This window comes from Mesorhizobium sp. M1328, from assembly GCF_040318075.1.
Taxonomy (GTDB): Bacteria; Pseudomonadota; Alphaproteobacteria; order Rhizobiales; family Rhizobiaceae; genus Mesorhizobium.
This window is the reverse complement of the sequence record NZ_JAMYLO010000001.1, coordinates 613,697-640,412: the sequence shown is the minus strand read 5'-3', so window position 1 is coordinate 640,412 and position 26,716 is coordinate 613,697. Positions and strand designations below refer to the sequence as shown.

29 protein-coding genes and 1 pseudogene are annotated in these 26,716 nt (G+C 63.1%); 15 read left to right on the top strand and 15 right to left on the bottom strand.

Annotated elements, in window-relative coordinates:
* The first annotated feature begins 31 nt into the window (after window positions 1–31).
* Entirely contained in the window at window positions 32–565 is a 534-nt protein-coding gene (locus NKH23_RS03205; RefSeq protein ID WP_352913181.1) for an NADPH-dependent FMN reductase, read from the top strand.
* Between the two features lie 263 nt (window positions 566–828).
* Here NKH23_RS03205 and NKH23_RS03200 read toward each other — a convergent pair whose 3' ends face one another.
* Entirely contained in the window at window positions 829–1,038 is a 210-nt protein-coding gene (locus NKH23_RS03200) for a tautomerase family protein (protein WP_352913008.1), read from the bottom strand.
* Between the two features lie 32 nt (window positions 1,039–1,070).
* Complete coding sequence (locus NKH23_RS03195; protein ID WP_352913009.1) at window positions 1,071–1,988, bottom strand: SMP-30/gluconolactonase/LRE family protein; 918 nt, start codon at window positions 1,986–1,988, stop codon at window positions 1,071–1,073.
* Window positions 1,989–2,249: 261 nt separating this feature from the next.
* On the opposite strand from NKH23_RS03195, the gene NKH23_RS03190 reads away from it, so the two are divergent.
* Complete coding sequence (locus NKH23_RS03190; protein ID WP_023721879.1) at window positions 2,250–2,417, top strand: hypothetical protein; 168 nt, start codon at window positions 2,250–2,252, stop codon at window positions 2,415–2,417.
* 186 nt (window positions 2,418–2,603) lie between these two features.
* On the opposite strand, the gene NKH23_RS03185 is transcribed toward NKH23_RS03190, so the two are convergent.
* The 4 genes from NKH23_RS03185 to ccmA all read right to left on the bottom strand — a co-directional run bounded on the left by NKH23_RS03185 (window position 2,604) and on the right by ccmA (window position 4,811).
* On the bottom strand, window positions 2,604–3,176 hold the full coding sequence (locus tag NKH23_RS03185) for a DsbE family thiol:disulfide interchange protein (RefSeq protein ID WP_352913010.1): 573 nt from the start codon (window positions 3,174–3,176) through the stop codon (window positions 2,604–2,606).
* A complete protein-coding gene (gene ccmD, locus NKH23_RS03180; protein ID WP_352913011.1) occupies window positions 3,173–3,340 on the bottom strand; it encodes a heme exporter protein CcmD in 168 nt (55 codons plus the stop codon). Before ccmD ends, NKH23_RS03185 begins: the two co-directional genes overlap by 4 nt.
* A 126-nt stretch (window positions 3,341–3,466) precedes the next feature.
* A complete protein-coding gene (gene ccmB, locus NKH23_RS03175) occupies window positions 3,467–4,132 on the bottom strand; it encodes a heme exporter protein CcmB (protein WP_352913012.1) in 666 nt (221 codons plus the stop codon).
* 70 nt (window positions 4,133–4,202) lie between these two features.
* Window positions 4,203–4,811, bottom strand: a complete 609-nt coding sequence (gene ccmA, locus NKH23_RS03170; protein ID WP_352913013.1) for a heme ABC exporter ATP-binding protein CcmA — start codon at window positions 4,809–4,811, stop codon at window positions 4,203–4,205.
* Between the two features lie 281 nt (window positions 4,812–5,092).
* Between ccmA and acnA the strand changes: the two genes are divergently transcribed.
* Window positions 5,093–7,783: an aconitate hydratase AcnA gene (gene acnA / locus NKH23_RS03165; RefSeq protein ID WP_352913014.1), complete on the top strand. Its 2,691-nt coding sequence runs from the start codon at window positions 5,093–5,095 to the stop codon at window positions 7,781–7,783.
* 66 nt (window positions 7,784–7,849) lie between these two features.
* Here acnA and NKH23_RS03160 read toward each other — a convergent pair whose 3' ends face one another.
* Complete coding sequence (locus NKH23_RS03160; protein WP_352977042.1) at window positions 7,850–8,530, bottom strand: ceramidase domain-containing protein; 681 nt, start codon at window positions 8,528–8,530, stop codon at window positions 7,850–7,852.
* Between the two features lie 45 nt (window positions 8,531–8,575).
* Window positions 8,576–8,707, bottom strand: coding sequence for a hypothetical protein (locus NKH23_RS03155; protein ID WP_352913016.1), 132 nt, complete (start codon window positions 8,705–8,707; stop codon window positions 8,576–8,578).
* Between NKH23_RS03155 and NKH23_RS03150 the strand changes: the two genes are divergently transcribed.
* Window positions 8,706–9,455, top strand: coding sequence for a DUF1223 domain-containing protein (locus tag NKH23_RS03150; RefSeq protein WP_352913017.1), 750 nt, complete (start codon window positions 8,706–8,708; stop codon window positions 9,453–9,455). The two genes, NKH23_RS03155 and NKH23_RS03150, sit on opposite strands and share 2 nt — an antisense overlap.
* Window positions 9,456–10,109: 654 nt before the next feature.
* Window positions 10,110–10,496 carry a DUF2794 domain-containing protein gene (locus NKH23_RS03145; RefSeq protein ID WP_031212724.1) on the top strand — a complete coding sequence of 129 codons (387 nt, stop codon included), beginning with the start codon at window positions 10,110–10,112 and terminating at the stop codon, window positions 10,494–10,496.
* A gap of 4 nt (window positions 10,497–10,500) precedes the next feature.
* Here NKH23_RS03145 and NKH23_RS03140 read toward each other — a convergent pair whose 3' ends face one another.
* From NKH23_RS03140 to NKH23_RS03125, 4 genes are all read right to left on the bottom strand, one after another.
* Window positions 10,501–11,070 (bottom strand): GNAT family N-acetyltransferase, encoded by a 570-nt coding sequence (locus tag NKH23_RS03140; protein WP_352913018.1) that lies wholly within the window; start codon window positions 11,068–11,070, stop codon window positions 10,501–10,503.
* 167 nt (window positions 11,071–11,237) lie between these two features.
* Entirely contained in the window at window positions 11,238–12,017 is a 780-nt protein-coding gene (locus NKH23_RS03135; protein WP_254817871.1) for a Bax inhibitor-1/YccA family protein, read from the bottom strand.
* Between the two features lie 219 nt (window positions 12,018–12,236).
* Complete coding sequence (locus NKH23_RS03130) at window positions 12,237–14,786, bottom strand: ABC transporter permease (protein WP_352913019.1); 2,550 nt, start codon at window positions 14,784–14,786, stop codon at window positions 12,237–12,239.
* The gene (locus NKH23_RS03125) at window positions 14,786–15,496 is read right to left on the bottom strand and encodes an ABC transporter ATP-binding protein (RefSeq protein WP_352913020.1); all 711 of its coding nucleotides are present in this window, start codon (window positions 15,494–15,496) and stop codon (window positions 14,786–14,788) included. Before NKH23_RS03125 ends, NKH23_RS03130 begins: the two co-directional genes overlap by 1 nt.
* A gap of 107 nt (window positions 15,497–15,603) precedes the next feature.
* On the opposite strand from NKH23_RS03125, the gene NKH23_RS03120 reads away from it, so the two are divergent.
* From NKH23_RS03120 to NKH23_RS03105, 4 genes are all read left to right on the top strand, one after another.
* Window positions 15,604–16,248 (top strand): arylesterase, encoded by a 645-nt coding sequence (locus tag NKH23_RS03120; protein ID WP_353034210.1) that lies wholly within the window; start codon window positions 15,604–15,606, stop codon window positions 16,246–16,248.
* Window positions 16,249–16,384: 136 nt separating this feature from the next.
* Window positions 16,385–16,981 carry an RNA 2',3'-cyclic phosphodiesterase gene (gene thpR, locus NKH23_RS03115; RefSeq protein WP_352466496.1) on the top strand — a complete coding sequence of 199 codons (597 nt, stop codon included), beginning with the start codon at window positions 16,385–16,387 and terminating at the stop codon, window positions 16,979–16,981.
* A 6-nt stretch (window positions 16,982–16,987) separates the two neighbouring features.
* Window positions 16,988–17,284 carry a 4a-hydroxytetrahydrobiopterin dehydratase gene (locus NKH23_RS03110; protein WP_292665165.1) on the top strand — a complete coding sequence of 99 codons (297 nt, stop codon included), beginning with the start codon at window positions 16,988–16,990 and terminating at the stop codon, window positions 17,282–17,284.
* Window positions 17,285–17,376: 92 nt separating this feature from the next.
* Entirely contained in the window at window positions 17,377–17,739 is a 363-nt protein-coding gene (locus NKH23_RS03105) for a YkvA family protein (RefSeq protein WP_352719380.1), read from the top strand.
* 45 nt (window positions 17,740–17,784) lie between these two features.
* Here the strand turns inward: NKH23_RS03105 and NKH23_RS03100 are convergent, their stop codons facing one another.
* A complete protein-coding gene (locus NKH23_RS03100) occupies window positions 17,785–18,393 on the bottom strand; it encodes a methyltransferase family protein (RefSeq protein WP_352719381.1) in 609 nt (202 codons plus the stop codon).
* Window positions 18,394–18,754: 361 nt separating this feature from the next.
* Here NKH23_RS03100 and NKH23_RS03095 point away from each other — a divergent pair, with 361 nt between their 5' ends.
* The 3 genes from NKH23_RS03095 to NKH23_RS03085 all read left to right on the top strand — a co-directional run bounded on the left by NKH23_RS03095 (window position 18,755) and on the right by NKH23_RS03085 (window position 21,162).
* Entirely contained in the window at window positions 18,755–19,261 is a 507-nt protein-coding gene (locus tag NKH23_RS03095; RefSeq protein WP_352977041.1) for an invasion associated locus B family protein, read from the top strand.
* 192 nt (window positions 19,262–19,453) lie between these two features.
* Window positions 19,454–20,686: a dual-specificity RNA methyltransferase RlmN gene (gene rlmN, locus NKH23_RS03090; protein WP_352913023.1), complete on the top strand. Its 1,233-nt coding sequence runs from the start codon at window positions 19,454–19,456 to the stop codon at window positions 20,684–20,686.
* A complete protein-coding gene (locus tag NKH23_RS03085; protein WP_352913025.1) occupies window positions 20,683–21,162 on the top strand; it encodes a hypothetical protein in 480 nt (159 codons plus the stop codon). Before rlmN ends, NKH23_RS03085 begins: the two co-directional genes overlap by 4 nt.
* On the opposite strand, the pseudogene NKH23_RS03080 reads toward NKH23_RS03085, so the two are convergent.
* Window positions 21,134–21,776, bottom strand: a pseudogene (locus NKH23_RS03080) (LysE family translocator). The gene NKH23_RS03085 and the pseudogene NKH23_RS03080 overlap by 29 nt on opposite strands.
* A gap of 169 nt (window positions 21,777–21,945) precedes the next feature.
* On the opposite strand from NKH23_RS03080, the gene NKH23_RS03075 reads away from it, so the two are divergent.
* Both NKH23_RS03075 and NKH23_RS03070 read left to right on the top strand, forming a co-directional pair.
* On the top strand, window positions 21,946–23,169 hold the full coding sequence (locus NKH23_RS03075) for an argininosuccinate synthase (RefSeq protein WP_352913027.1): 1,224 nt from the start codon (window positions 21,946–21,948) through the stop codon (window positions 23,167–23,169).
* A gap of 799 nt (window positions 23,170–23,968) precedes the next feature.
* Window positions 23,969–24,349 (top strand): hypothetical protein, encoded by a 381-nt coding sequence (locus NKH23_RS03070; RefSeq protein ID WP_352913028.1) that lies wholly within the window; start codon window positions 23,969–23,971, stop codon window positions 24,347–24,349.
* 105 nt (window positions 24,350–24,454) lie between these two features.
* Here the strand turns inward: NKH23_RS03070 and NKH23_RS03065 are convergent, their stop codons facing one another.
* On the bottom strand, window positions 24,455–25,255 hold the full coding sequence (locus NKH23_RS03065) for a lytic murein transglycosylase (RefSeq protein ID WP_352466610.1): 801 nt from the start codon (window positions 25,253–25,255) through the stop codon (window positions 24,455–24,457).
* Between the two features lie 185 nt (window positions 25,256–25,440).
* Between NKH23_RS03065 and NKH23_RS03060 the strand changes: the two genes are divergently transcribed.
* Window positions 25,441–26,688, top strand: coding sequence for a flavin monoamine oxidase family protein (locus tag NKH23_RS03060; RefSeq protein WP_352913030.1), 1,248 nt, complete (start codon window positions 25,441–25,443; stop codon window positions 26,686–26,688).
* Window positions 26,689–26,716: the final 28 nt, after the last annotated feature.

The window sequence follows — 26,716 nt, the reverse complement described above, 5'->3', positions numbered from 1 at the left end:
CAACGAATCGCCCAAGCCGGTCTCCATTCCTTTGCTCAACATCCTCGCCATCTCCGGCAGCCTGCGCGCCGCCTCGACCAATTCGGGCCTGATCGCGGCACTCGCGCAAAACGCGCCGCCGGACTGTCACGTCTCCGTCTACGACGGGCTTGGCCGGCTGCCGATTTTCAACCCCGACGACGAAGGCGAGCGGACGCCGCCGCAAGCAGCGGCGCTGATCGATGCGGTCACCGCCGCTGACGGCGTCATCGTCTCCTGCCCGGAATATGCCCACGGTGTGCCAGGCGGCCTGAAGAACGCGCTCGACTGGCTGGTGTCGCACGATGCCGCCGTCGGCAAACCGGCCATGCTGGTCCATGCCTCGCCGCGCTCGCTGTTTGCTCGCGCCGCACTGGCCGAGATCATGCGGACAATGTCTTTTGCGCTTTACGAAGACAGGGCGCTCGAAATCGGTCTGCTCGGCAAGGGACCGCCGGCGGTGGAGAAAATCCTGGCGGAACCGGAAAACCGGCTGGCGATGCGCGGCGCCGTTTCGGCTTTTGCCGAATTCATTGGCGCTCGATGAGCAGTCGGGGCCTTATAGCCTTGGCATCTGGCGAAAGCCGAGTGACGTCCAATCTCCCCCTTGCGGGGGAGATGTCCGGCAGGACAGAGGGGGTGCGACGGATCGCCAACTTTCGACTTCAGCCATTCCCAACCGGAACAGCCTGAAAGGGCGTGCCATAATTGGCAGGTAAGTCGGAGGAACAGCACCCCCCTCTGCCTTGCCAGGCATCTCCCCCGCAAGGGGGGAGATTGGCAGCTTCGCCGATGGCGCCTACTCTGGAACTAGCCCTTCCGTCTCCGCGTCTCAACGTCGGTCTCGCCGACGAACCAGTCGCGTGCAGCGACCTCCTCGAAGACCACCCAGACATCATTGTTGGTCAGGCCGGTGACGCCGGTGATGGCCGCCGTCACCTGGGCGGCGATCGCGGCCTTTTTGCCGGCCGGGTCATCGGCAATCACCTCCTTGACCAGGCGGATATTCACGAATGGCATGGTTCCCTCCCTTGGATATGCTTGGCGGCCGCTCAGTAGGTTTTGGCGCCGTTGACCATGAGCCGGACCATGTAGAGCGAGGTCGTGCCGGCGATGTAGAGGCAGTTCAGCTTGTTGCCGCCGAACACGCAATTGGCAACGACTTCCGGTACCTTGACCTTGCCGATCAGCGTCCCGTCTGGATCGTAGCAATGGATGCCGTCCGCGGCGCTGGTCCAGATGCGGCCGTCCGCATCCAGCCTGAAACCGTCGAACAGGCCGGCGGTGCAGTCGGCAAAGGCCTTTTCGCCTGAGACCGTCTTGCCGCCCTGGCCGACATTGAACACCCGGATGTGCGCCGGGTTTTGTGCACCATGCGTGCGGCCGGTATCGGCGACGTAGAGCTTGCTCTCGTCAACCGAAAAAGCGAGCCCGTTGGGCCTGACCATGTCGGTGATCACCGCCTCGGTCTCGCCGGTGCCGGGATCGATCCGGTAGACATGGCAGGCGCCGATCTCGCTTTCGGCCTTGTCGCCCTCGTAATCGGTATCGATGCCGTAGCTCGGATCGGTGAACCAGATCGAACCGTCGGACTTGACCACCGCGTCATTGGGCGAGTTCAGCCGCTTGCCGCGCCATTTGTCCGCTATGGTGATAACCGACCCGTCATGCTCGGTGCGGCTGACGCGGCGGCCGGAATGCTCGCAAGTAACCAGCCGGCCTTGCCGGTCGACGGTGTTGCCGTTGGAATTGCCGGACGGCTGACGGAACACGCTGACGCTGCCGTCGGTCTCGTCGTAGCGCAGCATGCGATTGTTCGGGATGTCGGACCAGACCAGATAGCGCCCGGCCGCAAACCAGGCCGGTCCTTCCGCCCATCGGCAGCCGGTAAACAGCCTGTCGACCTGTGCATTGCCATTGAACAGCCGCGAAAAGCGCGGATCGAGAACTTCGTAGAATTCGCTGGCCATGGTTCCTCCCGGTAGCAGTCGCTTGGCGAGGCACGATCAAGCCAGCCTGCGATCGATATGGCAAGATCGATGATGCGTCAGAAGCATTATGGAAGCGAATGCTGGCCCGGACGGCAGGTCACGTCCCGTTAACCGGCTATGCGCCCAGCGCAATGGTGCATTGCAACATCTTATTTTTGCAACGCACCATAACTATGTCATGCTTCGTATCGATCAAGGGAGGAACACTTGCCGCGAAGTGCGGCGCAAAGGAAACTCGCTATGATCATCGACAGCCTCATGAGCCGCGCTCGCGCCAGCATCGCCAAGCGCCGGCATTACAACCGCCTCGTCGCCGAAATCGACAGCTTCAGCAGCCGCGACCTCGCCGACATGCGCGCCGACCGCAGCGAAATGCTCTATCAGGTCCACAAGCAGATCTACGGCTGAATCTTCGGTCGAGTAACTCGGCCGCGCTTAGGCGCGTTGATATTCAGGTCAGGCCGAGTCGGAGTCGAAGACGAGCGCGCAGCGACCAAACAGGTGGATTCCGAGAACCGGAGCGGAGCGTACTTTGGGTACGCGAGCACCGGAAGCGCAGGAAGCCGCCGTTTGCAGGCCGGCATCACCTGAATATCAACGCGCCGTCAGCGCCTTCTCGATTTCGGGCAACAGCAGCGTCTGCGCCGAGTCCGGCGTCAGCGGCCCGACATGCTTGTAGGCGATCTTGCCATCCTTGCCGATGACGAAGGTCTCCGGCACGCCGTAGACACCCCAGTCGATCGCCGCGCGCCCGACCTGGTCGACGCCGATCGCCTGGAACGGATTGCCGAGATCGCCAAGGAACCGACGGGCGTTTTCCGGCTGGTCCTTGTAGTTCAGCGCGGCCATGACGAAGCGTCTGTCCTGCGACAGCGCCAGCAGCACTGGATGCTCTTCGCGGCACGGCGCGCACCAGGACGCGAAGACGTTGACCAGCGTCACCTGGCCGACGAACTGTTTTGAATCGAGGCCCGGCAAATTGGTGCCCTCGAGCGCCGGCAGGTTGGTCTGCGGCGCCGGCAGGCCGATCAGCGCCGACGGCACTTCCGACACGTCGCGCCCGGACAAGAGCTGCGCCAGGAACAATCCCGCCAGCCCGAGAAAGACCAGCAGCGGCACCAGCACGATCAGGCGGCGGCGCGCCGGTGTTTCCGTTTCCGTGCTCATGATTTTGCTGCCTTATCGGAGCGCCTGCGCAAGCCGGACGCCTCCAGCTCGGCGAGCTCTCGCCTGCGGCCGCGCTGGTCGAGCAGGATCCAGCCGATCAGCCCGCCCAGCACCACGGCCGTGATCGCATAGGCGGCGGTGACATAAAGCGCGTGTACGCTCATGCTTTTCGCTCCGCGGCGCTTTCCAACCGGTCCGTCTCGCCTTGTTCCGACATGTCTTCTCTTAACGCCGCGCCATCGGCTCCGCAATTGTTCGCCGCGCCGCAGGCATGAGCCGAAGCCAACACATCAATCCGTTCCGTGCCGCAGCGCCAGCGCCGCCGCCACCGGCCCGAGCACGGCAAGGAACAGGGTCAGCGCGGCAAGAATGAGGAAGGGCTGCAGGAAGGGATCGGGGTCCGCCACCGCGCCATAGCTGGCCGATACGCCGAAGATCAGCACGGGAATGGTCAGCGGCAGCACCAGCACAGAGATCAGCAGCCCGCCACGCGGCAACGCCACTGCCACCGCTGCACCGGCAGCACCGATGAAGGTGATCGCCGGCGTGCCGACCAGAAGCGTCAGCGCCGTGGCGCCGATGCCGGCCGGCTCCATGTTCATGAACAGGCCGAGCAGCGGAGCGGCGATGACCAGCGGCAGCACGCTTCCCGTCCAATGCGCCAGGCATTTCGTCAGGACGGTCAAGGCCAGCATGTGCCGATCGTTGCCAAGCACCAGAAGATCGAGCGAGCCGTCCTCGCGGTCGGCCTGGAACAGCCGGTCGAGGCCGAGCAGGCAGGCCAGCAAGGCGGCAATCCACAGGATCGCCGGGCCGACGCGGGCCAGCAGCCTCAGGTCGGGACCGACGCCGAAAGGGATGGTCGCGATCACGGCGAGAAAGAAAATCACGCCGGTCAGCGCCCCGCCGCCGGCGCGGATACTCAGGCGGATGTCGCGCAGGAAGAGTGACCACATTATTGTTTGGTCCCGATGCATGCATGAAGGCCAAGCAAAGGATGGAGTTCCATCGCGTAGAGCACCAACATCAAGCGGCCTCGCCCATCACCAGCCCTTGTGCCCCCGCGATCCCCAGCGGCAAATGCGTGGCCGCAACCACGATCCCCCCACCATTGAGGTGCTTCCCCATCAATTCGCCGAATCTCTCCTCCGAAACCTTGTCCAGCCCTGCCGTCGGCTCATCCAGCAGCCACAATGGCCGGTGGCTGACCAGCAGTTTTGCAATCGCCGCCCGCCGGCGCTGGCCGGTCGAGAGATAGCCGAACGGCAGATGGCCGATGCCGCCCAGCCCGACGGTCTCCAGCGCCTCTTCAACACCCTTGGAACCTGCGCCCGAAAAATCGCGCCAGAAGCACAGGTTCTCCTTAACGCTCAATGCCGTCTTCATCGCGTCGAGGTGGCCGAGATAGTGACAGGCCGAGGCGGCCGACGGAAAGTCTTCGCCACCACCTTCGAATCGCACACGGCCTGCCGCCACCGGCAACAGTCCGGCGATGATCCTGAGCAGCGTCGATTTGCCGGCGCCGTTGGGCCCGGTGACGACCAGCGCCTGGCCTTCCCCCAGCGCGAATTCGATGCCGGAAAATACCGTCTCGCCGCCGCGTTCGCCGCCCAGATTTTCGGCGATCAGCCGCATCGTTCCCCTTCGCCGAAAGTTCAAGCGCGGCTTCGGTGCGCCGCAGCAAAAATGGCAATTCCGTGTCTAGAACTATTCCGGAAAATTCTCTATATCCGCATCATCCGTGCCAGCGGTCGGCACGGGAACCGAATTTGCGCCGAACCAGCGCGCGTGCCGCCTTGAACGGCCCGGACGCTTGGGAACGGACAGCGGAAATGGCCGTACCCGCACCTTTGCGCGTGATTTGCATGCCCACTGGCGTCCGTTTCCTCCCGGCAACCGACAGTTAGGGATCGCACGTGTCCAAATCACTCGACAGCTTCAATTGCCGCTGCACGCTGACCGCCGGCGGCACCGAGTACATCTACTATGATCTTGTCGAGGCCGAAAAGAACGGCCTCACCGGCATTGCCCAATTGCCTTATTCGATGAAGGTGCTGCTGGAGAACCTGCTGCGCAACGAGGACGGCCGTTCCGTTACCAAGGAGAGCATCCAGGCGGTCGCCGGCTGGCTGACCGACAGGGGCGCCGCCGGCGTCGAGATCGCCTATCGCCCGGCCCGCGTGCTGATGCAGGATTTCACCGGCGTTCCAGCCGTGGTCGACCTTGCCGCCATGCGCGACGCCATGGCCTCGCTCGGCGGCGACCCGCAAAAGATCAATCCGCTGGTGCCGGTCGATCTGGTCATCGACCACTCGGTCATCGTCGATGAGTTCGGCACGCCGATGGCTTTCGCCCGCAATGTCGAGCTTGAGTATGAGCGCAATGAGGAACGCTATAAATTCCTGAAATGGGGCCAGCAGGCCTTCCGCAATTTCCGCGTCGTGCCGCCCGGCACCGGCATCTGCCATCAGGTCAACCTTGAGTACCTCGGCCAGGTCGTGTGGACCAACAGCGAAGACGGCGAGACCACCGCCTATCCCGACACCTGCGTCGGCACCGATTCGCACACCACCATGATCAACGGCCTCGGCGTTCTCGGCTGGGGCGTCGGCGGCATCGAGGCGGAGGCCGCGATGCTTGGCCAGCCGGTCTCCATGCTGCTGCCTGAAGTCATCGGCTTCCGGCTCACCGGCAGGCTGAGGGAAGGCGTCACCGCTACCGACCTGGTGCTCACCGTCACCCAGATGCTGCGCAAGAAGGGCGTCGTCGGCAAGTTCGTCGAATTCTTCGGGCCGGGCCTGTCCAACATGACGCTGGCCGACCGCGCCACCATCGGCAACATGGCGCCCGAGTATGGCGCCACCTGCGGCTTCTTCCCGGTCGACAGCGAAACCATCCGCTATCTCACCATGTCCGGCCGTGACGAAAGCCGTATTGCCCTGGTCGAGGCCTACTCGAAGGCACAGGGCTTGTGGCGCGATGCCGGCTCGGCCGATCCGGTCTTCACCGACCTGCTCGAGCTTGATCTCGGCAGTGTCGTCCCGTCGATGGCCGGCCCGAAGCGGCCGGAAGGCCGGGTCGCACTTGAAGGCATTCCGGCCGGCTTCGCCAAGGCCATGGAGACCGAATACAAGAAGGCCGCCGAAATCGACAAGCGCTATGCCGTCGAAGGCACGGACTACGATCTTGGCCATGGCGATGTCGTCATCGCCGCCATCACCTCCTGCACCAACACCTCGAACCCGAGCGTGCTGATCGGCGCTGGGCTGTTGGCGCGTAACGCCAACCGGCTCGGCCTCAAGCAGAAGCCGTGGGTCAAGACCTCCTTGGCGCCGGGCAGCCAGGTCGTCGCCGAATATCTCGAGAAATCCGGCCTGCAGAAGGAGCTCGACCAGATCGGCTTCAACCTGGTCGGCTTCGGCTGCACCACCTGCATCGGCAATTCCGGCCCGCTGCCGGCGCCGATCTCAAAGACCATCAACGATAAGGGCTTGATTGCTGCGGCAGTCTTGTCTGGCAACCGCAATTTCGAAGGCCGCGTCTCGCCCGACGTGCAGGCGAACTATCTCGCCTCGCCGCCGCTGGTCGTCGCCCACGCGCTGGTCGGGACCGTGACCAAGGATTTGACCACGGAGCCGCTCGGCGAGGATCGCAACGGCAATCCAGTCTATCTCAAGGACATCTGGCCGAGTTCGGCCGAGATCCAGGAATTCATCGAGAAGAACGTCACGCGCGAATTGTTCGCCCGCAAATATGCCGACGTCTTCAAGGGCGACGAGTACTGGCAGAACGTCAAGGCGCCGGAAGGCCAGACCTATGCCTGGGACGACAATTCGACCTATGTGCAGAACCCGCCCTATTTCGCCGGCATGACGTCAGGCTTCGGCAAGATCGGCGATATCAAGGGCGCGCGTGTGCTCGGCCTGTTCGGCGACAAGATCACCACCGACCACATTTCGCCGGCCGGTTCGATCAAGGCGGCCTCGCCGGCCGGCAAGTACCTCACCGACCACGGCGTCGGCGTCGCCGATTTCAACCAGTACGGCACGCGCCGGGGCAACCATGAGGTGATGATGCGCGGCACCTTCGCCAATATCCGCATCCGCAACCATATGCTGGGCGAGAACGGCCGCGAGGGCGGCTACACCATCCATTACCCGTCGAAGGAAGAGGAATCGATCTACGACGCAGCCATGCACTACAAGAAGGAGGGCGTGCCGCTGGTCATCTTCGCCGGCGTCGAATATGGCAACGGCTCGTCGCGCGACTGGGCGGCCAAGGGCACCAATTTGCTGGGCGTCCGCGCGGTCATCGCCCAGTCCTTCGAGCGCATCCACCGTTCCAATTTGGTCGGCATGGGCGTCATCCCCTTCGTCTTCGAGGAAGGCACCTCATGGGCCTCGCTCAACCTCAAGGGCGACGAGCTGGTCGAGATCGACGGACTGAGCAACATCAAGCCGCGGCAGAAGATGATCGCCGGGATCACCTATGGCGACGGCAGCGTCAAAGAGGTTCCGATCATCTGCCGCATCGATACGCTGGACGAGCTCGACTACTTCAAGAATGGCGGCATCCTGCAATACGTGCTGCGCGATCTTGCGGCTTAAGGGAGTAGGGCAATAAGGGAGTAGGGCAGTAGGGAGCCAGGACAAGCCACCTACTGCCCTACTGCCCTACTGCCCTACTTGCCCTGTTCTTGGCTTGCCAAACCGCGCTGTCGCCGCCAGCAGCACGCCGAGCATCAGCCCGTTGAATATGTGCCACAGGAAATGCGTGCCGAGCGGAAAGCCGCCGCAGACCAGCGGATCGATCATCCTGCAGATGACCGACACGACGAAGATCGCCGAACCCGCCAGATTGTACCAGCCGGCGCGATTGCCGCTGGCCGCCACCCAGGCGCCGAAGAAGGCGAGCGCCAGAAACGGCGGCAGATAGCCGGTCGTCCCGTTCGACGCTTGGCGCAGCCAGTCCGGCACGGCAAAGGTCACCAGCCCGGCAACGGCGTAAAAGGCGACGAAGATGGCGATCGCCTTGCCCCATTTCATGCCGAGAAAACGTCGCAGGTTGAACAGCGTGTAGGCCAGCGTGAACCCTGCAATGGGCAGCACGTCGGCCAGGATCATTGCCCTTGTGGCAAAGGTGTGGAACAGCGACGACCCAACGCCGATCGCCACCACCCACCAGGCCAGCACTTCGGCGAAGGTGCCGGTTCCGCGCGTGCGCACCTGCCAGACACCCCATAGCCCGGCGGCAAAAAAAGCCAGATTGCTCAGCGCATTGAGCGGTTCGGCCCAGAATTCCGGCCCCGTCCGTTCGCAATAAAGATCGACCGGCGCCAGGAGAGATTGCCACATGCTGATTGCCGCCCGAATCGCTTCCATGGTGAAGTGCAAGTCCACCTATTGCGCCCTTGCCAGCGGTTGCAACGGCAAAATTTCACCGCAACGTGACTTCCCGTTGACTGCCGCTTCTGCCACATATTTCGATAACCAGAACAAAGCCGGCGTCACCGGCGGGATCGGAACGGTCATGCCATCTCGAAGACCATTGCGGCTTGCGGCCCTTGCGCTGGCCCTCTCGGCGTTTGCCGGCAGGGCCCTTGCCGAGCCAACCGACAAGCCATTAGGCGTCATCGAGCTCTTCACCAGCCAGGGATGCAACTCCTGTCCGCCGGCCGACGAATTCTTCGCCGAGCTCGCCGCCAAGGAGGACATCGTCGCGCTCGCCTATCATGTCGATTATTGGGATTACCTCGGCTGGCAGGACACGCTGAGCCGCAAGGAAAATACCGAGCGGCAATATGAGTATATGCGCGCCTTCGGCAGTCGTTCCGTCTACACCCCGCAAGCCGTCATAAACGGCCGCAGCCATGTCAACGGCGCCAGCCGCAAGGAAGTCGACGGCGCGCTGGCCCGCATGGAGAGGGTCGGCGAAGGCATGCGCGTCGGCATCAAGGTCAGCCGGACCAGCGATCGCGTCATGATCGATGCCGGCGACGCCGTGACCGGCCCCACCGACGCGCATGTCGTCATCGTCTATTTCAATCCGCCGCAGACGATAAAGATCGGCAAGGGCGAAAACAGCGGCCGCAGCATGACCTACTGGAACGCCGTCTCCAGCATCCAGACCGCCGGCATGTGGCACGGCAAGGCGCAGCGCTACGAACTGCCAATGAGCGAGATCGCCAAGAAGGGCGGCTGCGCCGTGCTGCTGCAGTCGGTCGGCAAGGACGGCATGCCCGGTCCGATCCTGGGTGCAGCCTTTATCCGCAAGCCTTGAACTGAAACGTCGCGCTGCCCCTCATCCGCCTGCCGCCATCTTCTCCCCGTATAGTGACGGGGAGAACGGAACTGGCCGCGGCATCGGCGTTCTTCGTGCAACGCTGGTGATTGGCAAAACCGTGGCCGACTGCGTCTTTCTCCCCGTCGCTGTACGGGGAGAAACGCCCGGCAGGGCAATGAGGGGCTGCGCAGACCGACGATCATAACGCAATTAGGGGCCCTCGCATGGCCGTCTTAACGTGCCCCGCTTTCGGAGGCGATCCCAGCGGCCGGCCAATAAAAAACCGGCGTCAGCTTGCTTCTGACGCCGGTCATTTAGGTTTTGGGATCGTCGCACCCGATCTGTCCAAGGAAAAACCGAGGTTGGTTCGATCCGACGCAGACCCGTGGGCGGGGGGCTTGGGGTTTACGAGCCGGTGCCGGACCGAACCGTCTCAGGCAACGCCGATAAATTCGTCGGACATTGGGGCATGAGCACGGATAAAAAATGGCAGGATTGTGGCAAAGCATCACCAATTCCAACAGGCGTTTCGCAAACGTGACTGGACGCTGGAGAAACCGCGCGGTGCTGGCCTTGCCCGGCCGGGCCTTGCAATTCCGCAGCGAAAGCGCCAACTTTGGTCGGCGTACGATTCATTGCGAGGATCCAGGCATGACTGATCGCAGCAGCGGGACGGAGGATGGGGACGCATCCGCAATATTGATCCCGCTGCATGAGGCAAGACGCGAACGCCTCGACCAGCCGGTGCGGTTCGACCGGCGCGAACTGGACCAGATCCTCAGGCTCTACGGCCGTATGGTTGCCGCCAACGAGTGGCGCGACTATGCCATCGACCATCTCGCCGACCGCGCTGTTTTTTCTGTCTTCCGCCGCACCAGCGAAGTGCCGCTTTTCCAGATCGTCAAGGATCCGAAGCTGGCGCGCCGGCAAGGCGCGTTCGCCGTCATCGCCGCCGGCGGGCGCATCCTCAAGCGCGGCCAGGAGCTCGGCCGGGTACTTGGCGTGTTCGACCGAACGCTGAAGCTGGTCGAGGCGTAACCTCTTATTTTTGTTCGCGGAACTTCCGCTCGGGCAGCGATTGCGGATCGGGCGGGATGGACGCCCCGCCATTGATCGGCAACTGCATGAACACCGTATCCAGCCAGCGTCCGTGCTTATACCCTGAGCCTTCCAGGCGGCCGGAATGACGAAAGCCGAGCTTCTCGTGCAACCGTACCGAGGCGCTGTCGGGCCGGCCGTCGCCGATCACCGCGATGATCTGGCGAAAACCCGCCGCCTTGGCCGCCTCGATCAGCCCTTGCATCAAGAGCAGCCCGACGCCTTGCCCTTTGGCCTCGAGCGCGACATAGACGGAATCCTCAACGACGAAGCGGTACGCCGGGCGCGGCCGGAACGCCCCGGCATAGGCATAGCCGAGCACGCCGCCGGCCTTTTCCGCAACGAGATAGGGAAAGCCGCCCGCCATCAGGCTGTCGAAGCGCGCGCCCATCTCGGTCCGGCTTGGTGGCTCGAGTTCATAGCTCGCCGTGCCACTCGTCACCGCGTCGGCATAGATTTCCGTGATCCGGTCGAGATCGGCCGACGTTGCGGCCCGTAACGTGATGCTGCTCATAATTTATGCAAGTCGTTCATCTGCCCTATATCTCAGCAAAAGCCGGCACAAAAGAAAAGGGCGGCCATTGGGCCGCCCTTTCCAAACTCGCTGGTCCAGTCAGACCATGATCCCGAAAAGTGGAAACCGGTTTTCGGAAAAGATCATGGTCGACAAGGAACGCCGTACTAGCGACGGTCGCCCATGAACTGCAGCAGGAACATGAACAGGTTGATGAAGTCGAGATAGAGCCTCAATGCGCCCATGATCGCCTTGCGGCCGGCGACATCAGTCTCGTCGCCCTCGAAATACATCTCCTTGATGTTCTGCGTGTCGTAGGCGGTGAGGCCTGCGAAGATCAGCACGCCGATCGCCGAAACGGCGAAGGAAAGCGCCGACGACTGCAGGAAGATGTTGATCACCATCGCGATGATCAGGCCGACCAGGCCCATGACCAGGAACGAACCGAACGCCGAGAGATCGCGCTTGGTCGTGTAGCCGTAGAGCGACAGCCCGCCAAAGGCGGCGGCGGTGGCGAAGAAGGTCTGCGAGATACTGGCGGTGGTGTAGACCAGGAAGATCGACGAGAGAGATAGGCCGACGAGGCCGGCATAGACCCAGAACGTCGTCTGCGCGGCCGAAACGCTCATCGACTGGACGCGGAACGACAGGAACATCACCGCTGCCAGAGGGGCAAAGATCACCAGCCATTTCAGCGGCGAACCAAAGATTGCGTAGCCGAACGAGGTCAGCATCTCGCCGCTTGGCAACGTCGCGACCGCCGAGGCGGGATCGCTGGTGGTGGCCAGCATGATTGTGCCGACCGCGGCAAGGCCGGTGATGAGGAGGCCAAGCCCCATCAGATTGTAGACTTTGATCATGTAGGCGCGCAGGCCCTGGTCGATGGCAGCATCGACGCCGGCGCCGGGCACGGCGCGCGTCTGATAATTGCGAACGGGATCAGCCATGGAAATCCTCATATTGCTTCTGCCCCGTCCGGTGTCAGGTCCATTTGAACCCAGGCGCCGCTGGCGGGGCTCCAGCATGCCTGCGCTGAAATATGATGGTTCTTGGCGTAAAGGACAAGACCGTAACCGGACGTAATGCTCCGTGAAGTGCCGGAGATCCGGTTTTATTGGCCTTCCCGGCCGAAACATTAACGAGATTTAATCAAAACCGGCTCTGGCTCAAAGATTCCGCAGCACCGGCGCCGCCTTGTGGCCCAGCACCCGCCACGTCCCGGCAAGGCCGATGCCGACCGTGACCACCAGCGAAAAGCCGATGGTCGCCACCGCCACCTCGGGCATGAAGTGCGATGGCAGCGTCATGATGCGCGCGACGACGAACCACGCCGCCACACCGCCCGCCGCCAGCGCGAAGATCGCAGTGGCAAGGCCGATCAGCATGTATTCCAGCGAAAAAGCGGCGATCAGCGTTTTCCTGGTCGCACCCAGCGTCTTCAGCACCACCGCGTCGTGGATGCGGGCCCGGTTGCCGGCGGCGAGCGCCCCGGCCAGCACCAGCACCGAGGCGATCAGCGCCACGCCGGCCGCTGCCCTGATTGCCGTGCCGAGCTGCGCCACCAGCCGATTGACGATTTCGAGCGCGTCCTTGACCCTGACCGTCGTCACCGCTGGAAAAGCCCGGGTGACGGCGTTGAGAAGACGCGCATCGTCGGCCGCCGACGCATTCGTCTCGGTCAGCGTCGCCAACCAGCCATGCGGCGCCCCGGCGAATGTGTTGGGCGAGAACACCATGACGAAATTGATGCCCATGGTTTCCCATTCGACCTGGCGGAAATTGGCGATCTTCGCCGTGATGTTGCGGCCGAGCACGTTGACGGTGATGGTGTCGCCGAGCTTCAGCCCGATCTCTTTGCCTTCCTCGGCGGAAAACGAGACCAGCGGCTGGCCGGCATAGTTCTCCGGCCACCAGCTGCCCTCGGTCAGCGTCGCATTCTCCGGCAGCTTTGCGTCATAGGTCAGGCCGCGATCGCCGCGCAGTACCCAGGCGCCTTCGGCCGGAACCTTGACCTTGTCGACAGCGACGCCGTTGAGCGCCATCACCCGGCCGCGCAGCATCGGGACCCTGATCAGCCTGCCCTGCGGCGCCTCTTTGCCGACCAGCGCGGAGAAAGCATCGACGTCGCCGCTCTGGATATCGACGAAGAAGAAGTTCGGCGCCCGTTCGGGCAGGCTGCCCGAGATCTGCCGCCTGAGATTGCCGTCGATCAGCGCCAAGGTGACCAGGAGCGTCAGCCCGAGGCCAAGCGACAGCACCACGGACGGCGTCAAGGCGCCAGGCCGATGGATGTTGCCGATGGCGAGCCTGAGCGCGGTCGAGCGCACGCGCGGGCTTTTCTTCGCCGCCCACTGCACCAGCGTGCCGACGACACGCAGCACCAGGAACGAAAAGACCGTGGCGCCGACGAAGATCGAGGCAATACGGCGGTCGCCGGAAAACAGGATCGCCAGTACCGCCAGGAGCAGCGCGATACCCAATGCCGCGGCGATATAGAGCGGGCGGGGAAAACCCCGGCCCTCGAAACCCATTTCGCGAAACAGCGCCGTTGCCGGCACGTCGCGGGCGCGGCCGAGCGGCAGCAAGGCGAAAGCCAGCGTCACCAGCAGCCCGAACAGCGCTGCCATGCCGAGCGCGCCGGGATAGAACCCACCTTCCGCCGGCACCGGAATGACCGACTGCAGCGCGGCACTTGCAACAAACGGCATCAATGCGCCGAGCACCAGGCCCAGCGTGATGCCGAGGGCGGCGATCATCAGGATCTGCACCAGATAGACGGCAAAGACGAACCCTCCCGAAGCCCCCAGGCTCTTGAAGGTGGCGATGACGCCGCGCTTGCCGTCGAGATAGGCACGCACGGCATTGGCCACGCCGACGCCCCCGACCACCAGCGCCGTCAGCCCGACCAGCGTCAGGAATTGCGAAAACCGCTCGATGTTCGAGGACAGCGCCGGCGCTGCGTTGCTGCGCGTGCGGATCGACCAGCCGGCCTGCGGGAACTCTTTTGCCGCCTGCTCCTGGATCGCCTTGATCTGTGTCTCAGTAGTGCCGCCGGGCAGGCGGACCTTATAGGCATTCTCGACCAGGCTGCCCGGCTGGATCAGGCCGGAAGCGGCAAGCCCGTCGGTCGACACCATCAGCCGCGGCGCAAAGCCGAAGCCATCCGACACCGCATCCGGCTCGTTGACCAGCCTGGCGCGCAGCTCGAAGGTCGCGCTGCCGAGCTTCAGCCGGTCACCGATGCCAAGGTTCAGCCGCTCGAACAAAAGGTCCGGCGCCGCGGCGCCGAAGACTCCGGATTTTTGGTCGAACAGATCCTCTCGCGACAGCACCGGCTCGGTCTCCAGCGCGCCATAGAGCGGATAGGCGCCGTCGACCGCCTTGGCCTCGACCAGCGCTTGGTCGGAGCCGTCCTCGAGCCTCGCCATCGAGCGCATGTTGGCACTGTGCGAAACCGTGCCAAGCCGGTCGAGGAAGCTGCGTTCGGCTCTGGTCGGATCGCGCTGGTTGAGCTGGAAGCGGAGATCGCCGCCGAGCAGCGTCTGGCCCTGGTCGGCAACACCGGCGGAAATCGCTTGCGCCACCGAATTGACGCCGCCGATTGCCGCGACGCCGAGCGCGATGCAGGCAAGGAAGATCAGGAAGCCGGACAGCCCGCCACGCATTTCTCGCAGAGAAAACCGAAAGGCGAGCCTCAGCGTTTGCGACAGCGGCATCAGGCGGTCACCTTGCCGGCCCTGGTGGCCGGCTCAGGCGCGTCCTCGATCAGCCCCGACCGCATCGACACCTGGCGCGAGCAGCGCGCCGCGAGCACCGGGTCATGCGTGACCAGCACCAGCGTCATGCCGCGTTCGGCCGCCTTGGCAAACAGCAGGTCGGCGACGTGCCGCCCCGTCGCCTGGTCGAGATTGCCGGTCGGCTCGTCGGCGATCAGGATGCGCGGCGACGGCGCCAGCGCCCGGGCGATCGCCACGCGCTGCTGCTCGCCGCCAGACAATTCGCCGGGGTAATGGGTGACGCGATCCCTGAGACCGACCGCCGCCAGCTCGCGCGCCGCCACGCCGAACGGATCGACATGACCGGCAAGCTCCAGCGGGACGGCGACGTTTTCCAGCGCCGTCATATTGGGGATGAGATGGAAAGACTGGAACACGATACCGATGTTTCGTCCCCGAAACGATGCGATCTGATCTTCGCTTTTGCCGTTGAGCAGCTCGCCGGCAATTCGTACCGCTCCCGAATCGACCCTTTCAAGCCCGGCCAAGACCATCAGCAATGTCGACTTTCCCGAACCTGAAGGTCCAACGATGCCGGTTGCCTCGCCGGCCGCGACATCAAGGCTGACGCCCTTCAGCACATGGACCGAGGATGCACCTTCGCCGAGTGTCAGCGATACGTCTTTCAGCGAAATGACGGCTTCTTCCAAAATCAAATCGTCCTATATGGGGGAATGAGGGCAGAGCATCAGATGCTCGACAAAGATGAAAACCTGCCTTCGCAAACCGATGTTCCTCGTCATATGGGGCCTGCCGCATGGCTTTCAAACACACCTTTGCCGCGGCCTTCGCCCTTTTCCTCACAATCTGCGGCCCCATTCCGTCGGCACGCGCCGAGCCCTTCACCATTGTCGGTTTCGGCGACAGCTTGATGGCAGGCTTTGGGCTCGGGCCAGGGGAAGGCTTTACCGAAAAGCTGCAGGCGGCGCTGCGCGCCAAGGGCTACGATGTCACGGTCACCAATGCCGGCGTCTCCGGCGATACGACGAGCGGCGGCCTGTCGCGGCTCGACTGGTCGGTGCCGGACGGCACGCAACTGGTCATCCTGGAGCTCGGCGCCAACGACATGCTGCGCGGCGTTTCGCCCGCCATAGCGGAAAAGAACCTGGACGCCATGCTGGCAAAGCTGAAGCAGCGCAAGATCGCTGTGTTGCTGGCCGGGATGCGCGCGGCGCCCAATCTCGGCGCCGATTACCAGACCGCCTTCGACGCGACCTTTCCGAGACTGGCTGAAAAATACGGCGTGCCGCTCTATCCTTTCTTTCTCGAGGGCATCGCCGGCCAATCCGTCCTGCAGCTCGAAGACGGTCTTCATCCAAACGCCCGAGGCGTCGACCGCATCGTCGAAGGTATCCTGCCCAGCGTGGAGAAGACCATTGAAGCGGTCCGGGGCAATTCCTGAAGGGGAGGGTTCGCCGCCGCAACACCTTCCGCAGGGGAAGCTTTTAGGCAGGCCTGCGACCAACAAACCCCTTGCCCCGTTTGAATATCGATGATTCGCTAGGGCAAGAGTTCGATTCGAGGACAGGAGGCTTCCCATGCCGCGTCTTTTTACCGCCCTCGAAATACCGCGTGATGCCGCTCTTTCGTTGTCCCTGCTCAGGGGCGGCCTGCCTGGAGCCCGCTGGATCGACGTCGAAAACTATCATCTGACGCTGCGCTTCATCGGCGATGTCGAGGGCCATGTCGCCGACGAGATCGCCAACGCGCTCGACCGCGTTCACCGCCCGTCCTTCCCGCTGACGCTGTCCGGCGTTGGCGCCTTCGGCCAGAAAAAGCCGCATGCGGTGTGGGCCGGGGTCGCCGCTTCGCCCGATCTTTCCGCATTGCAGGCCGAGATCGAGCGCATCTGCCAGCGGCTCGGCATCCCGGCCGACCCGCGCAAGTTCATGCCGCATGTGACGCTGGCCCGCCTGCGCAATTCGAGCCCGCTCGACGTCGCCCAGTATCTGTCGGCGCGCGGCAATTTTTCGACGCTGCCGTTCCGGGTCGGCCGCTTCGTGCTGATGTCGTCGCGCGACTCGGTCGGCGGCGGGCCTTACGTCGTCGAGGAAGCTTGGCCGCTTTCGGGTGCCGACAGCCGGGCCGCCAGCCGTTTGGTCGGTGCCGCCGACGCTTCGCGGATCATGCGGTAGACGGACATGGCCAGGGAGAAACTTGCAAAGGAAGCGATTAGCGCCGAACTTGCCGGCCTCGACGGCTGGTCGCTGGCCAAGGATGGTGGCTCGATCACGCGCACCTTCACCTTCAAGAATTTCTCCGAAGCCTTTGCCTTCATGACCCGCGTCGCCCTGGCGGCGGAGAAGATGGACCACCATCCCGACTGGTCGAACGTCTACAAGACGGTAAACGTGACCCTCAACACGCACGACGCCGGCGGCCTGACGGCGCTGGATTTCGATCTGGCCAGGAAGATGAACCGCTATTTCGGCGGCTGAGCCTATCTGCACCTTGCAGCGAGGTTCAGCTTTCACCACATTTTGCCTCGCGGTCACGCGTGAAGTCACGCGACGGCGGCAAGGAGAGATTGATGGCGCAAAAATCCGGTTTTGATTTCTTCGGCCTCGGCAGCAAGCCGGGCAATGAGAGCGAAGTGCGCGAAAAGTTCTGGCGTACGGCGAAGAGGGCCGCCCGGCAGATCCCGTTCATGGAAGAGGTGGTCGCCGCCTATTACTGCGCCATGGACAAGAAGACGCCGCTGCGCGCCAAGGGCACCTTGCTGGCTGCGCTCGGCTATTTCGTGCTGCCGACGGACGTCATCCCCGATTTCATCCTTGGGCTAGGCTTCACCGACGACATCGCCGTGCTGACCGCCGCGATTACTGCCGTCAGCGCCCACATCACGCCGGCGCACCGGCTCGCCGCCAAGCAGGCCATCGCCGACAAGAGCTGAGCCGGTGCGACGCAAAAAATCGCGCGAGATCCGACTTTCCGGCCGTCAAACCCACCGCCGCACCCGCGCCTTGTAGGCGCGATAGACATCTCCGAACTTCCGCTCGAGGTAGCGCTCTTCCGGCTCGATGACGCCGGTATTGATCACCCACAGCAGGGGGATGACGAGCGCGATAGCCCAAAGACTTCCGGCCGCGACGCCGAGGCCCAGATAGATGAGGGTCGCTCCCAGATAGAACGGGTTCCTGGTCCGCCGATAGACCCCGTCGACGACCAGCGCGGTCGTTGGCAAGGTCGGTGGTATGTTGGTTCCAGCGGCCTGAAAGCGGCCCGCCGCCATAAAGATGAGCACAAAGCCGCACACCGCGAGCACAGCGCCGGCCAGATAGCGGGCGAGGGCCTGCCCGGCCATGACCGGGAGCGGCGCGAGCACCTCGAGCACGGTTGCCGCCGCCAGGAAGCCGAGGAAGATCAAAGGCGGCAGCGCAATGACCCCGGGCACGTCAGGCGCGCCCGATCCGCCTGCCATCTCTCCGCCATCCGACCGTGGCACCGCGCCGCTGGCCGCCGCGCGGACGGCGACACGAATGCCGAACACGATCGCCAGGACGACTGTGCCGCCCGCCAGGATCAGAACTGTCTCGGAAATGGCCATGACCAAATCTCCCGTAAGCCGCCAAGGAGGGCACCCTGGCCGAGTGCCGTGGCGGCGAACGCAGACATGGTACCGCCTGCAGGGAAATTCGTCACGCACCTCAAAAAAGCGAGAATCGCCGCAAGACCTAGCTGCTTGAAAAGTCAAACTCTTGCCGTTTTCGTGGCCTCCAAGTCGCGGCAGGGACATTGCGCCAGCCGCTTTTTCGAGCGGCAGCGCGAAGACGGCGGCGGTTTCCTGGCGTGAACATCCTTTTCTCAGGGGAAATTCACCGTTTGGTAACCCAGATTAAATCAAAATGAAGCGACGGGCAGGACGCCGGGCCGGCCTGCCGCCGCACCAGTGGAATACGGGAAAAGCGATGCGCGGATTGATTGCTATAGTTTCCAGCCTGGCCCTGGCGGCCTTGACGGTGCCCGCGCTGGCGCAGTCGGCAACCAAGATCGGCCAGCACAATGCCTGGGGCACCTACAGTTATCAGGCGTCGGGCGGCGGCAAGGTCTGCTATGTCCTGACGGTGCCAACCGACAAGCAGCCGCCGACGCTCGATCACGGCGATATGTTCTTCTTCGTCAGCCAGCGGCCGGGGCAGCAAGTGTCCTACGAGCCGCAATTCATCGCCGGCTATACCTTCCAGGAGGGTTCCAAGGCCACCGTCACCATCGACAAGAAGTCTTTCTCGATGTTCACGCGCGGCAAGTCGGCCTGGGTCGAGAACGCCGCCGAGGAGCCGGTGCTGATCGCCGCAATGAAGACCGGCACCGACATGAAGGTGTCGGCCAAGTCCGGCCGCGGCAACACCACCACCTACGTCTTCTCGCTGAAGGGCATCTCGGCGGCGCTGGCCTCGATCGCCAAGTGCAAGTAGAGTCCTCGTCCGGGATGTTCACTACCTAACACAGCAGCGTAAAGGACCCAGCGTTCGTGCGGTCTTTCCTTTTCCCTTGCGGGAGAAGGGAGAACCCCCAGCATGACTCCGCCATCAAGCTGTGCTATGCGCCGCGCTTCATTTCGGGCACGATGCTGTATTCGGCCGCAAATCGCTTATATTGGCGCAACAATGACCCTTTCATTCGATCTTACCGCCGGAGGCGCGCGTGACGCGTTGCGCTCCCGCACGCCGCCTGAAAAGCCGTCGCTGATCGGCTTGACGCGCGCCGAACTCGGGGCCGCCCTTGTCGCTGCCGGCATCGTGCCGGAGCGCCAGGCGAAGATGCGGGCCCAACAGCTCTGGCATTGGATCTATGTGCGCGGCGTTTCCGATTTTGCCGGCATGTTCAACATCTCCAAGGATCTGCGCGCCGCACTCGACAAGCATTTCACCGTCGCCAGGCCCGAGATTGTCGAGGAGCAGATTTCCTCCGACGGCACGCGCAAATGGCTGTTCCGCTTTCCGCCGCGCGGCGCCGGCCGGCCGGTCGAGATCGAGACCGTCTACATTCCCGAAGAAGGCCGCGGCACGCTCTGCATCTCCTCGCAGGTCGGCTGCACCCTGACCTGTTCCTTCTGCCACACCGGCACGCAGAAGCTGGTGCGCAACCTGACCGCCGAGGAAATCCTCGCCCAGCTTTTGACCGCCCGCGATCGGCTCGGCGACTTTCCCGACCGCGACACGCCCGACGGCGCCATCGTCCCGGCCGAGGGCAGGAAAGTGTCCAACGTCGTCATGATGGGCATGGGCGAGCCGCTCTATAATTTCGAGGCGGTAAAGAAGGCGCTGCTTATCGCATCCGACGGCGACGGGCTTTCCCTGTCGAAGAGGCGCATCACGCTCTCGACGTCGGGCGTCGTGCCCGAGATCTTCCGCACCGGTGAGGAGATCGGCGTCATGCTGGCGATCTCGCTGCACGCCACCAACGACGATCTGCGCGACCTTTTGGTGCCGATCAACAAGAAATATCCGCTGAGCGAGCTGATCGCTGCCTGCCGTGCCTATCCCGGCCTGTCCAACGCCAAGCGGATCACCTTCGAATATGTGATGCTGAAGGACGTCAACGATTCCATCGAAGACGCCAAGGCGCTGGTCAAGCTGCTCAAGGGCATTCCGGCCAAGATCAATCTGATCCCGTTCAATCCGTGGCCGGGCACCAACTACCAGTGCTCGGACTGGGAGACGATCGAGAAATTCGCCGACTACATCAACAATGCCGGCTATGCCTCGCCGATCCGCACGCCGCGCGGCCGCGACATCCTCGCCGCCTGCGGCCAGCTCAAGTCGGACTCCGAGCGCATGCGCAAAGTCGACCGGCTGGCGCTGGAAGCGATGATGATCGCGGGGCACGGCGAGGCGTGAATCGCCTCGTCGCCTATCTGATCCGCTTCGCCGTCATCCTTGTCGGCTATGGTGTTGCTTCGCTGGCGGCAAGCGCCTTCCTTAACATCATGTTCCTGGCGTCTCTTGGGCTGATGACGGACGAGACGCAACCGGCGGCGCAGGCCTCCCTGTGGTTTTCCGTCCCTTTCGTCGCGCTGTTCGTCGCCTATTTCGCTTTCATGCCGGCGGCGATCGCCATCCTGGTTTCCGAAATCCTCGGCCGGCGCGACTGGCTGTTCTATGCACTGGCGGGCGCGGCGGTGGCGGCGGTCTTCCTCGGCTTCGTCCACCAGACGGCCGATGCCAATTTCGAGGTTACCAACACCAGCGTCATGCTGGCGGTGATCGGCTGCGGCATGGTCGGCGGTATTTTCTACTGGCTGAGCGCCGGGCGCTCGGCCGGAAGCTGGCGTCAGATCGGACGCCCTATTTCGCCTGGGCCGTCAGGATCTTGAGCGCGAAGGCCGAAAAAAACTCCGGCAAAGAGATAGTCGACGACGCGCGTCACGCGCGGGCTGGATTTCATCGCGGCCGAGAACTTTTCCGCCGCCAGCACCATCGGCGCCGTCACCGGGATCGCCAGCACGACGAACATCGCGCCGAGGAAGAACAGTTTTCCCGGCGCGTTGGGATCATGCGCGGAGACGAATTGCGGCAGGAAGGTCATGAAGAACAGGATGATCTTCGGGTTGAGCAGATTGATCCCGAGCCCCGCCGCCCAGCTGCGGAACAGCGAGATCTGCGGCCCGCTCTTCTTCTCCGGTGAAAACGCCGAACCTTTTGTGATCGCCTGCCATGCCAGGAAGACCAGATAGCCGGCGCCGAAAATCTTCAGCACGAAGAACGCCATCGGCGAAGCGACGATCAGCGCCGAGACGCCGACCACCACTAGCGTGGTGTGGATCAGCGTGCCGCACAAGGCGCCGGCCATCGAGGCAAAGCCGGTGGCGCGGCCCTGACTCAGCGTGCGCGACACGAACAGCGTCATATCAGGCCCAGGCGTGATCGCCAGGATGAAGGTGGCGATGGAGAACTGGATAAGCGTCGTACTGTCGGGGATGAAGGACATGGCTCGTCTCGTAGCGGCAAAAAGACGGCGCAGCCATACCGCAAGAGCCGTATTCTCGCCAGCCTCTGGGAGATGCAGCATCTGGTCCAGGCATCGTTCGTCCCTTGCGCTGGCCTAAAACGCCGTGATACCTCGCCCGCGAAGAACCCCTGTCGCGGAACCGCCCACCATGTCGAAAGCAAAAGCCGTCAAGAAAGTCGTGCTCGCCTATTCCGGCGGCCTTGACACCTCGATCATCCTGAAATGGCTGCAGACCGAGCTCGGCGCCGAGGTCGTCACCTTCACCGCCGATCTAGGCCAGGGTGGCGAACTGGAGCCGGCCAGGCGCAAGGCCGAGATGATGGGCATCAAGGATATCCGCATCGTCGATGTCCGCGAGGAGTTCGTATCCGATTTCGTCTTTCCGATGTTCCGCGCCAACGCTGTCTATGAAGGCACGTATCTGCTCGGCACCTCGATCGCCCGGCCACTGATCTCGAAACATCTTGTCGAAATCGCCAGGGAGACCGGCGCCGACGCGATCGCCCATGGCGCCACCGGCAAGGGCAACGACCAGGTGCGTTTCGAGCTCTCGGCCTATGCGCTCAACCCCGACATCAAGGTCATCGCGCCCTGGCGCGACTGGTCGTTCAAGTCGCGCACCGACCTCATCAACTTCGCCGAGCAGCACCAGATCCCGGTGCCGAAGGACAAGAAGGGCGACGCACCCTTCTCGGTCGATGCCAACCTGCTGCACTCCTCCTCCGAGGGCAAGGTGCTGGAAGACCCTTGGAGCGAGCCGCCGGAATTCGTCCACCAGCGCACCATCTCGCCGATGGATGCGCCCGATGAGGTCACCGAGATCGAGATTGAATTCCTCAAGGGCGATCCGGTTGCGCTCAACGGCAAGAAGCTGTCGCCGGCGACGATGCTGGCGGCGCTGAACGATCTCGGCCGCGACAATGGCATCGGCCGGCTCGACCTGGTCGAGAACCGTTTCGTCGGCATGAAATCGCGCGGTGTCTACGAGACCCCCGGCGGCACCATCCTGATATCGGCCCACCGGGCGATCGAATCGATCACGCTCGACCGCGGAGCCGCCCATCTCAAGGACGAGTTCATGCCGCGCTACGCCGAGCTCATTTACAACGGCTTCTGGTTCGCGCCCGAGCGGCTGATGCTGCAGGCGATGATCGACAAGAGCCAGGAAGACGTCGAAGGCACGGTGCGGCTAAAACTCTACAAAGGCAACGTCATGATCATCGGCCGCAAGTCGAGGAAGACGCTCTATTCCGATGCGCTGGTCACCTTCGAGGACGACCGCGGCGCCTACGATCAGAAGGACGCCGAAGGCTTCATCCGCCTCAACGCGCTCAGGCTGCGCACGCTGGCGGCGCGCAACCGCAAGGGCTGATATTCCAACAGGCCAAATGCTTAGACGAGTTAGGAACCCGGTGAATACGCCAGGTTTTATTTGGCGTACCTAATATAATCGAGGCCGCGCTCTCAGATCGTTTCCTGTTTGACCTTTTCGATGGTTTAATCTTACTTGTCTTGCGGATCGGAGGGCTTTGACAAGTGAAAAACAGAATTTTTCTTATGCTTGCGGCGGTGGCCGTCTTTACCGGATGTCAATCGACGCAACCCCCGTCGGGGCAAACATCCAAATTCCATACCTGCAAAAGTTTTGACGGCCCCTTCCAGATTCCCGCTTCCCAGCAATGCCCGTTGAGCGGCTACGCGCAGGGTCCCCGAGTCCCGACAGTCATCGGGGGCAAGCCAAAGGCGGCTACCCCGGCCCCGCTGAACTCCAAATTCCGTACCTGCAAAAGTTTTAACGGCCCCTTCCAGATTCCCGTTTCCCAGCAATGCCCGTTGAGCGGCTACGCGCAGGATTCCGGAGTCCCGGTAGTCATCGAGGGCAAGCCAAAAGCGGCCACCCCGGCGCCATGACGCTCAAGTTTCGCACCTGCAACGGTGTTGACGGCACCTTCCAGGCTCCCGTTTCACAGAAATGCCCCTTGAGTGGCTACGCGCATTATTGAGAGTGATATGCCCAGGCGCCTGGCCACTCTTAGAACCGGTTTCCTGCCCGCGTTGGCTGTTCTCGCGAACTTGGCTGTCGCCAAAGCCAACGACTATGACCCCGCCTCGCTCGACCTCGCGTCGCTGATTGAATGCAGGGCCGACGTGCCGGCCTATAGCGGGTCGCCTTGTGGCTGAGCGGTGAGCCCGGCGCGGCGGAAAAACTTGGCTGGAAGGAAGTTCCCGCCGGCAGTCCCTTCCTCCGGCAATATCAGTTGCCTGTCCCGGTCCACGTCTTCGGGCGCGAGACGGCGTCCGTCGTCTTTGCCGCAACCGGGCCGATGGCGGTGTTTGACGGCGTTTCCGCACCGGACCTTGCCCGCGAGCTCGGCATCACACCCGAACTCGCGACACCGGACAAATTCCTTGGCGAGAAGGTGCTCGTTGAAAGCAGCGAGGAAGCCGACGGCATAACATTTTCCACGCGCATTGCGCTCAATGTCTCAACCGTTGATTCACATCCCGGCAAGGTGCTCGCCGGCTGCTCCTACGCGCTCGACGTGAAATAGAAAGCCCGGCGCGTGGCCGGGCTTTCTGCCGAAGAGCAATTCCAGGAAAAGTGTGAAACGGTTTCTGTCCGGAATTGCGTTAAAACAAAGCTCTAGAGTTTTCTGTCAGTCGGCATCGATCGCCGTGGCCATGCGGGCGATGGCCTGTTGATAGACGCTCGCCGAATTCCAGCCAGCAATTGCGCCGATATTCGCCTGCGCGCTGGCGCCCGGCCGCCAACCATGACCCTTGAGGAAGTTGGCGGTGGAAGCCAACGCAGTGCTCTTGTCGCGCAGATTTTTGTTGCCTACGCCATACGTCAACACATTTCCGGGCAGGAACTGCGTGTGGCCAATCTCGCCATGCGCGGCACCAACCGACGAGGCGCTCAGCGCTCCGCGATCAACCAGCTTCAGGGCTGCAATGGCATGCGGATAGAAGAACTCCGGACGGCGGCAATCATAGGCAAGCGTTAAAATGGCAGAGACCGTATTCTGGTTGCCCATGGCGGAACCGAAGCCCGTCTCCATACCCCAGATGGCGAGCAACACACCCGGCGACACGCCGTAGGTCCCTTCGATCTTGTCGAACAGCGCAGCATTGGCCTTCTTCAGCGCACGGCCCCTGGCAATGATCGCGGACGCGCCACGGCGCTTCATGAAAGCTTCCACCGAGCCGCTGAAAGCCTTATGGATGGCGCGGTCGACGGAGATCGTCTTTGTCGCGTAGGTTGCGCGAGCCAGAGCGGCCAGACCCTTCGAGCCGACACCGTCGGCCTTGGCCTCCGCGGCAAACTCCGGTTTCCACGCCTCGAAGCCGGCGCCGTTTTTGCCACAACTGGCCGCCGCCTGCGCGCCCGTCGCCAGCGCAAGCACCGCCACCACCGTGGCCACTACAAACATCTTCCCCTTGGCAAGAAATGCCATGCTGCTCTCCTGGTTGCCTGAATCACGTTCCCAATTGCGAATTTGCCAGCGAAACACCTGCTTGTCACTGTCCCGGCGCTGCGCCGATGCACTCAATACAGCAGGAACTTCAAATCCACCACACTGGCGGATGTCCGGGAATTTGCCTACGATCAAGTAATTATTGTGGCGGGGACAGAATAAGCATGGAAGACGTTGATGTCGTGATCATCGGTGCCGGTTCGGCCGGACTTTCAGCTGCCAAGACCCTGCGCGCCGCCGGTTTTTCCTTCAAATTGTTAGAAGCGATGAACCGCATCGGCGGCCGCGCCTGGACCAGCGACCAGCATTTCGGCGTGCCGTTCGACATCGGCTGCGCCTGGCTGCATGCCGCAGACCGCAACCCTTACTTTCCCGAGGCGAAAGCCGCCGCCTGGACACTTCATCGCCACGACATGAATGTCGATCATCTCTATTACCGTGAGCGAAAGGCAAGCGAAGCCGAAGAGGCCGCGATGAAGGTGGCCGACGCAAGGCTGTTCGAACTGGTGGCGGCACATCAGGTGAGGGAAGGCGACGATGATCGCCTTTCGGCGTTGCTCGCCAAGGGACACGCGCCGCGCGCCGCCGCAACCTTCGCCGGGCCGATGGATTTCGGCGCCGACGAGGACGAGATATCGATCCGCGACTTTCACGCCGCCGCCGATCTCGATCCGAACTATTTCACCAGGGAAGGCTTCGGTACGCTGGTTGCCCGCTTCGGTGCCGACGTGCCGGTGGAGCTGTCGACACCGGTGCGCAAGATCATCTGGGATGGGCCGGGCGTAGCCTGCGTCACCGATCGCGGCACCATCCGCGCCAAGGCTATCGTCGTCACCGCCTCGCCGGCAGTGCTCGCCTTCGAGGAGATTGCGTTCTCGCCTGCACTCCCCGATGCGCATTTCGCTGCCTTCTTCGACCTGCCGATGGGCATGCTGACCAAGCTGCCGGTCGAAATATCCGGTACAAGGCTCGGCCTGGAGCCGTTCGACGATTTGCTGATCGAGCGGCTGGCCAGGCACGACATCTACTTCCTCTGCTTTCCCTTCGACCTCGATCTGATGGTCGGTTTCGTCGGCGGCGATTTCGCCTGGGAGATGTCGGCGGCTGGCGAGGCGGCCGGCATCGACTTCGTCGTCGACCGGCTCTGCGGCATCTTCGGCGGCGACGTGCGAAAACATGTCGGACGCGCGATGATGACCAATTGGGGCGCAGAGCGGTTCGTGCGCGGCGCCTATGCGGCGGCGCGGCCCGGCCGTTCGCAAGCGCGCGCCACGCTGATGCAGCCGGTGGCGAAAAAGATCTTCTTCGCCGGCGAGCATTTGGCCGGTCCGCTGATGCAGACCTGCGGCGGCGCCAGGCTATCGGGCGAGGCAGTGGCCAAGGAGGTCGTCGCCCAGCTTGCGGCAAAATAGCATCGGCCGGCAGGAACGCGGGCAGCTG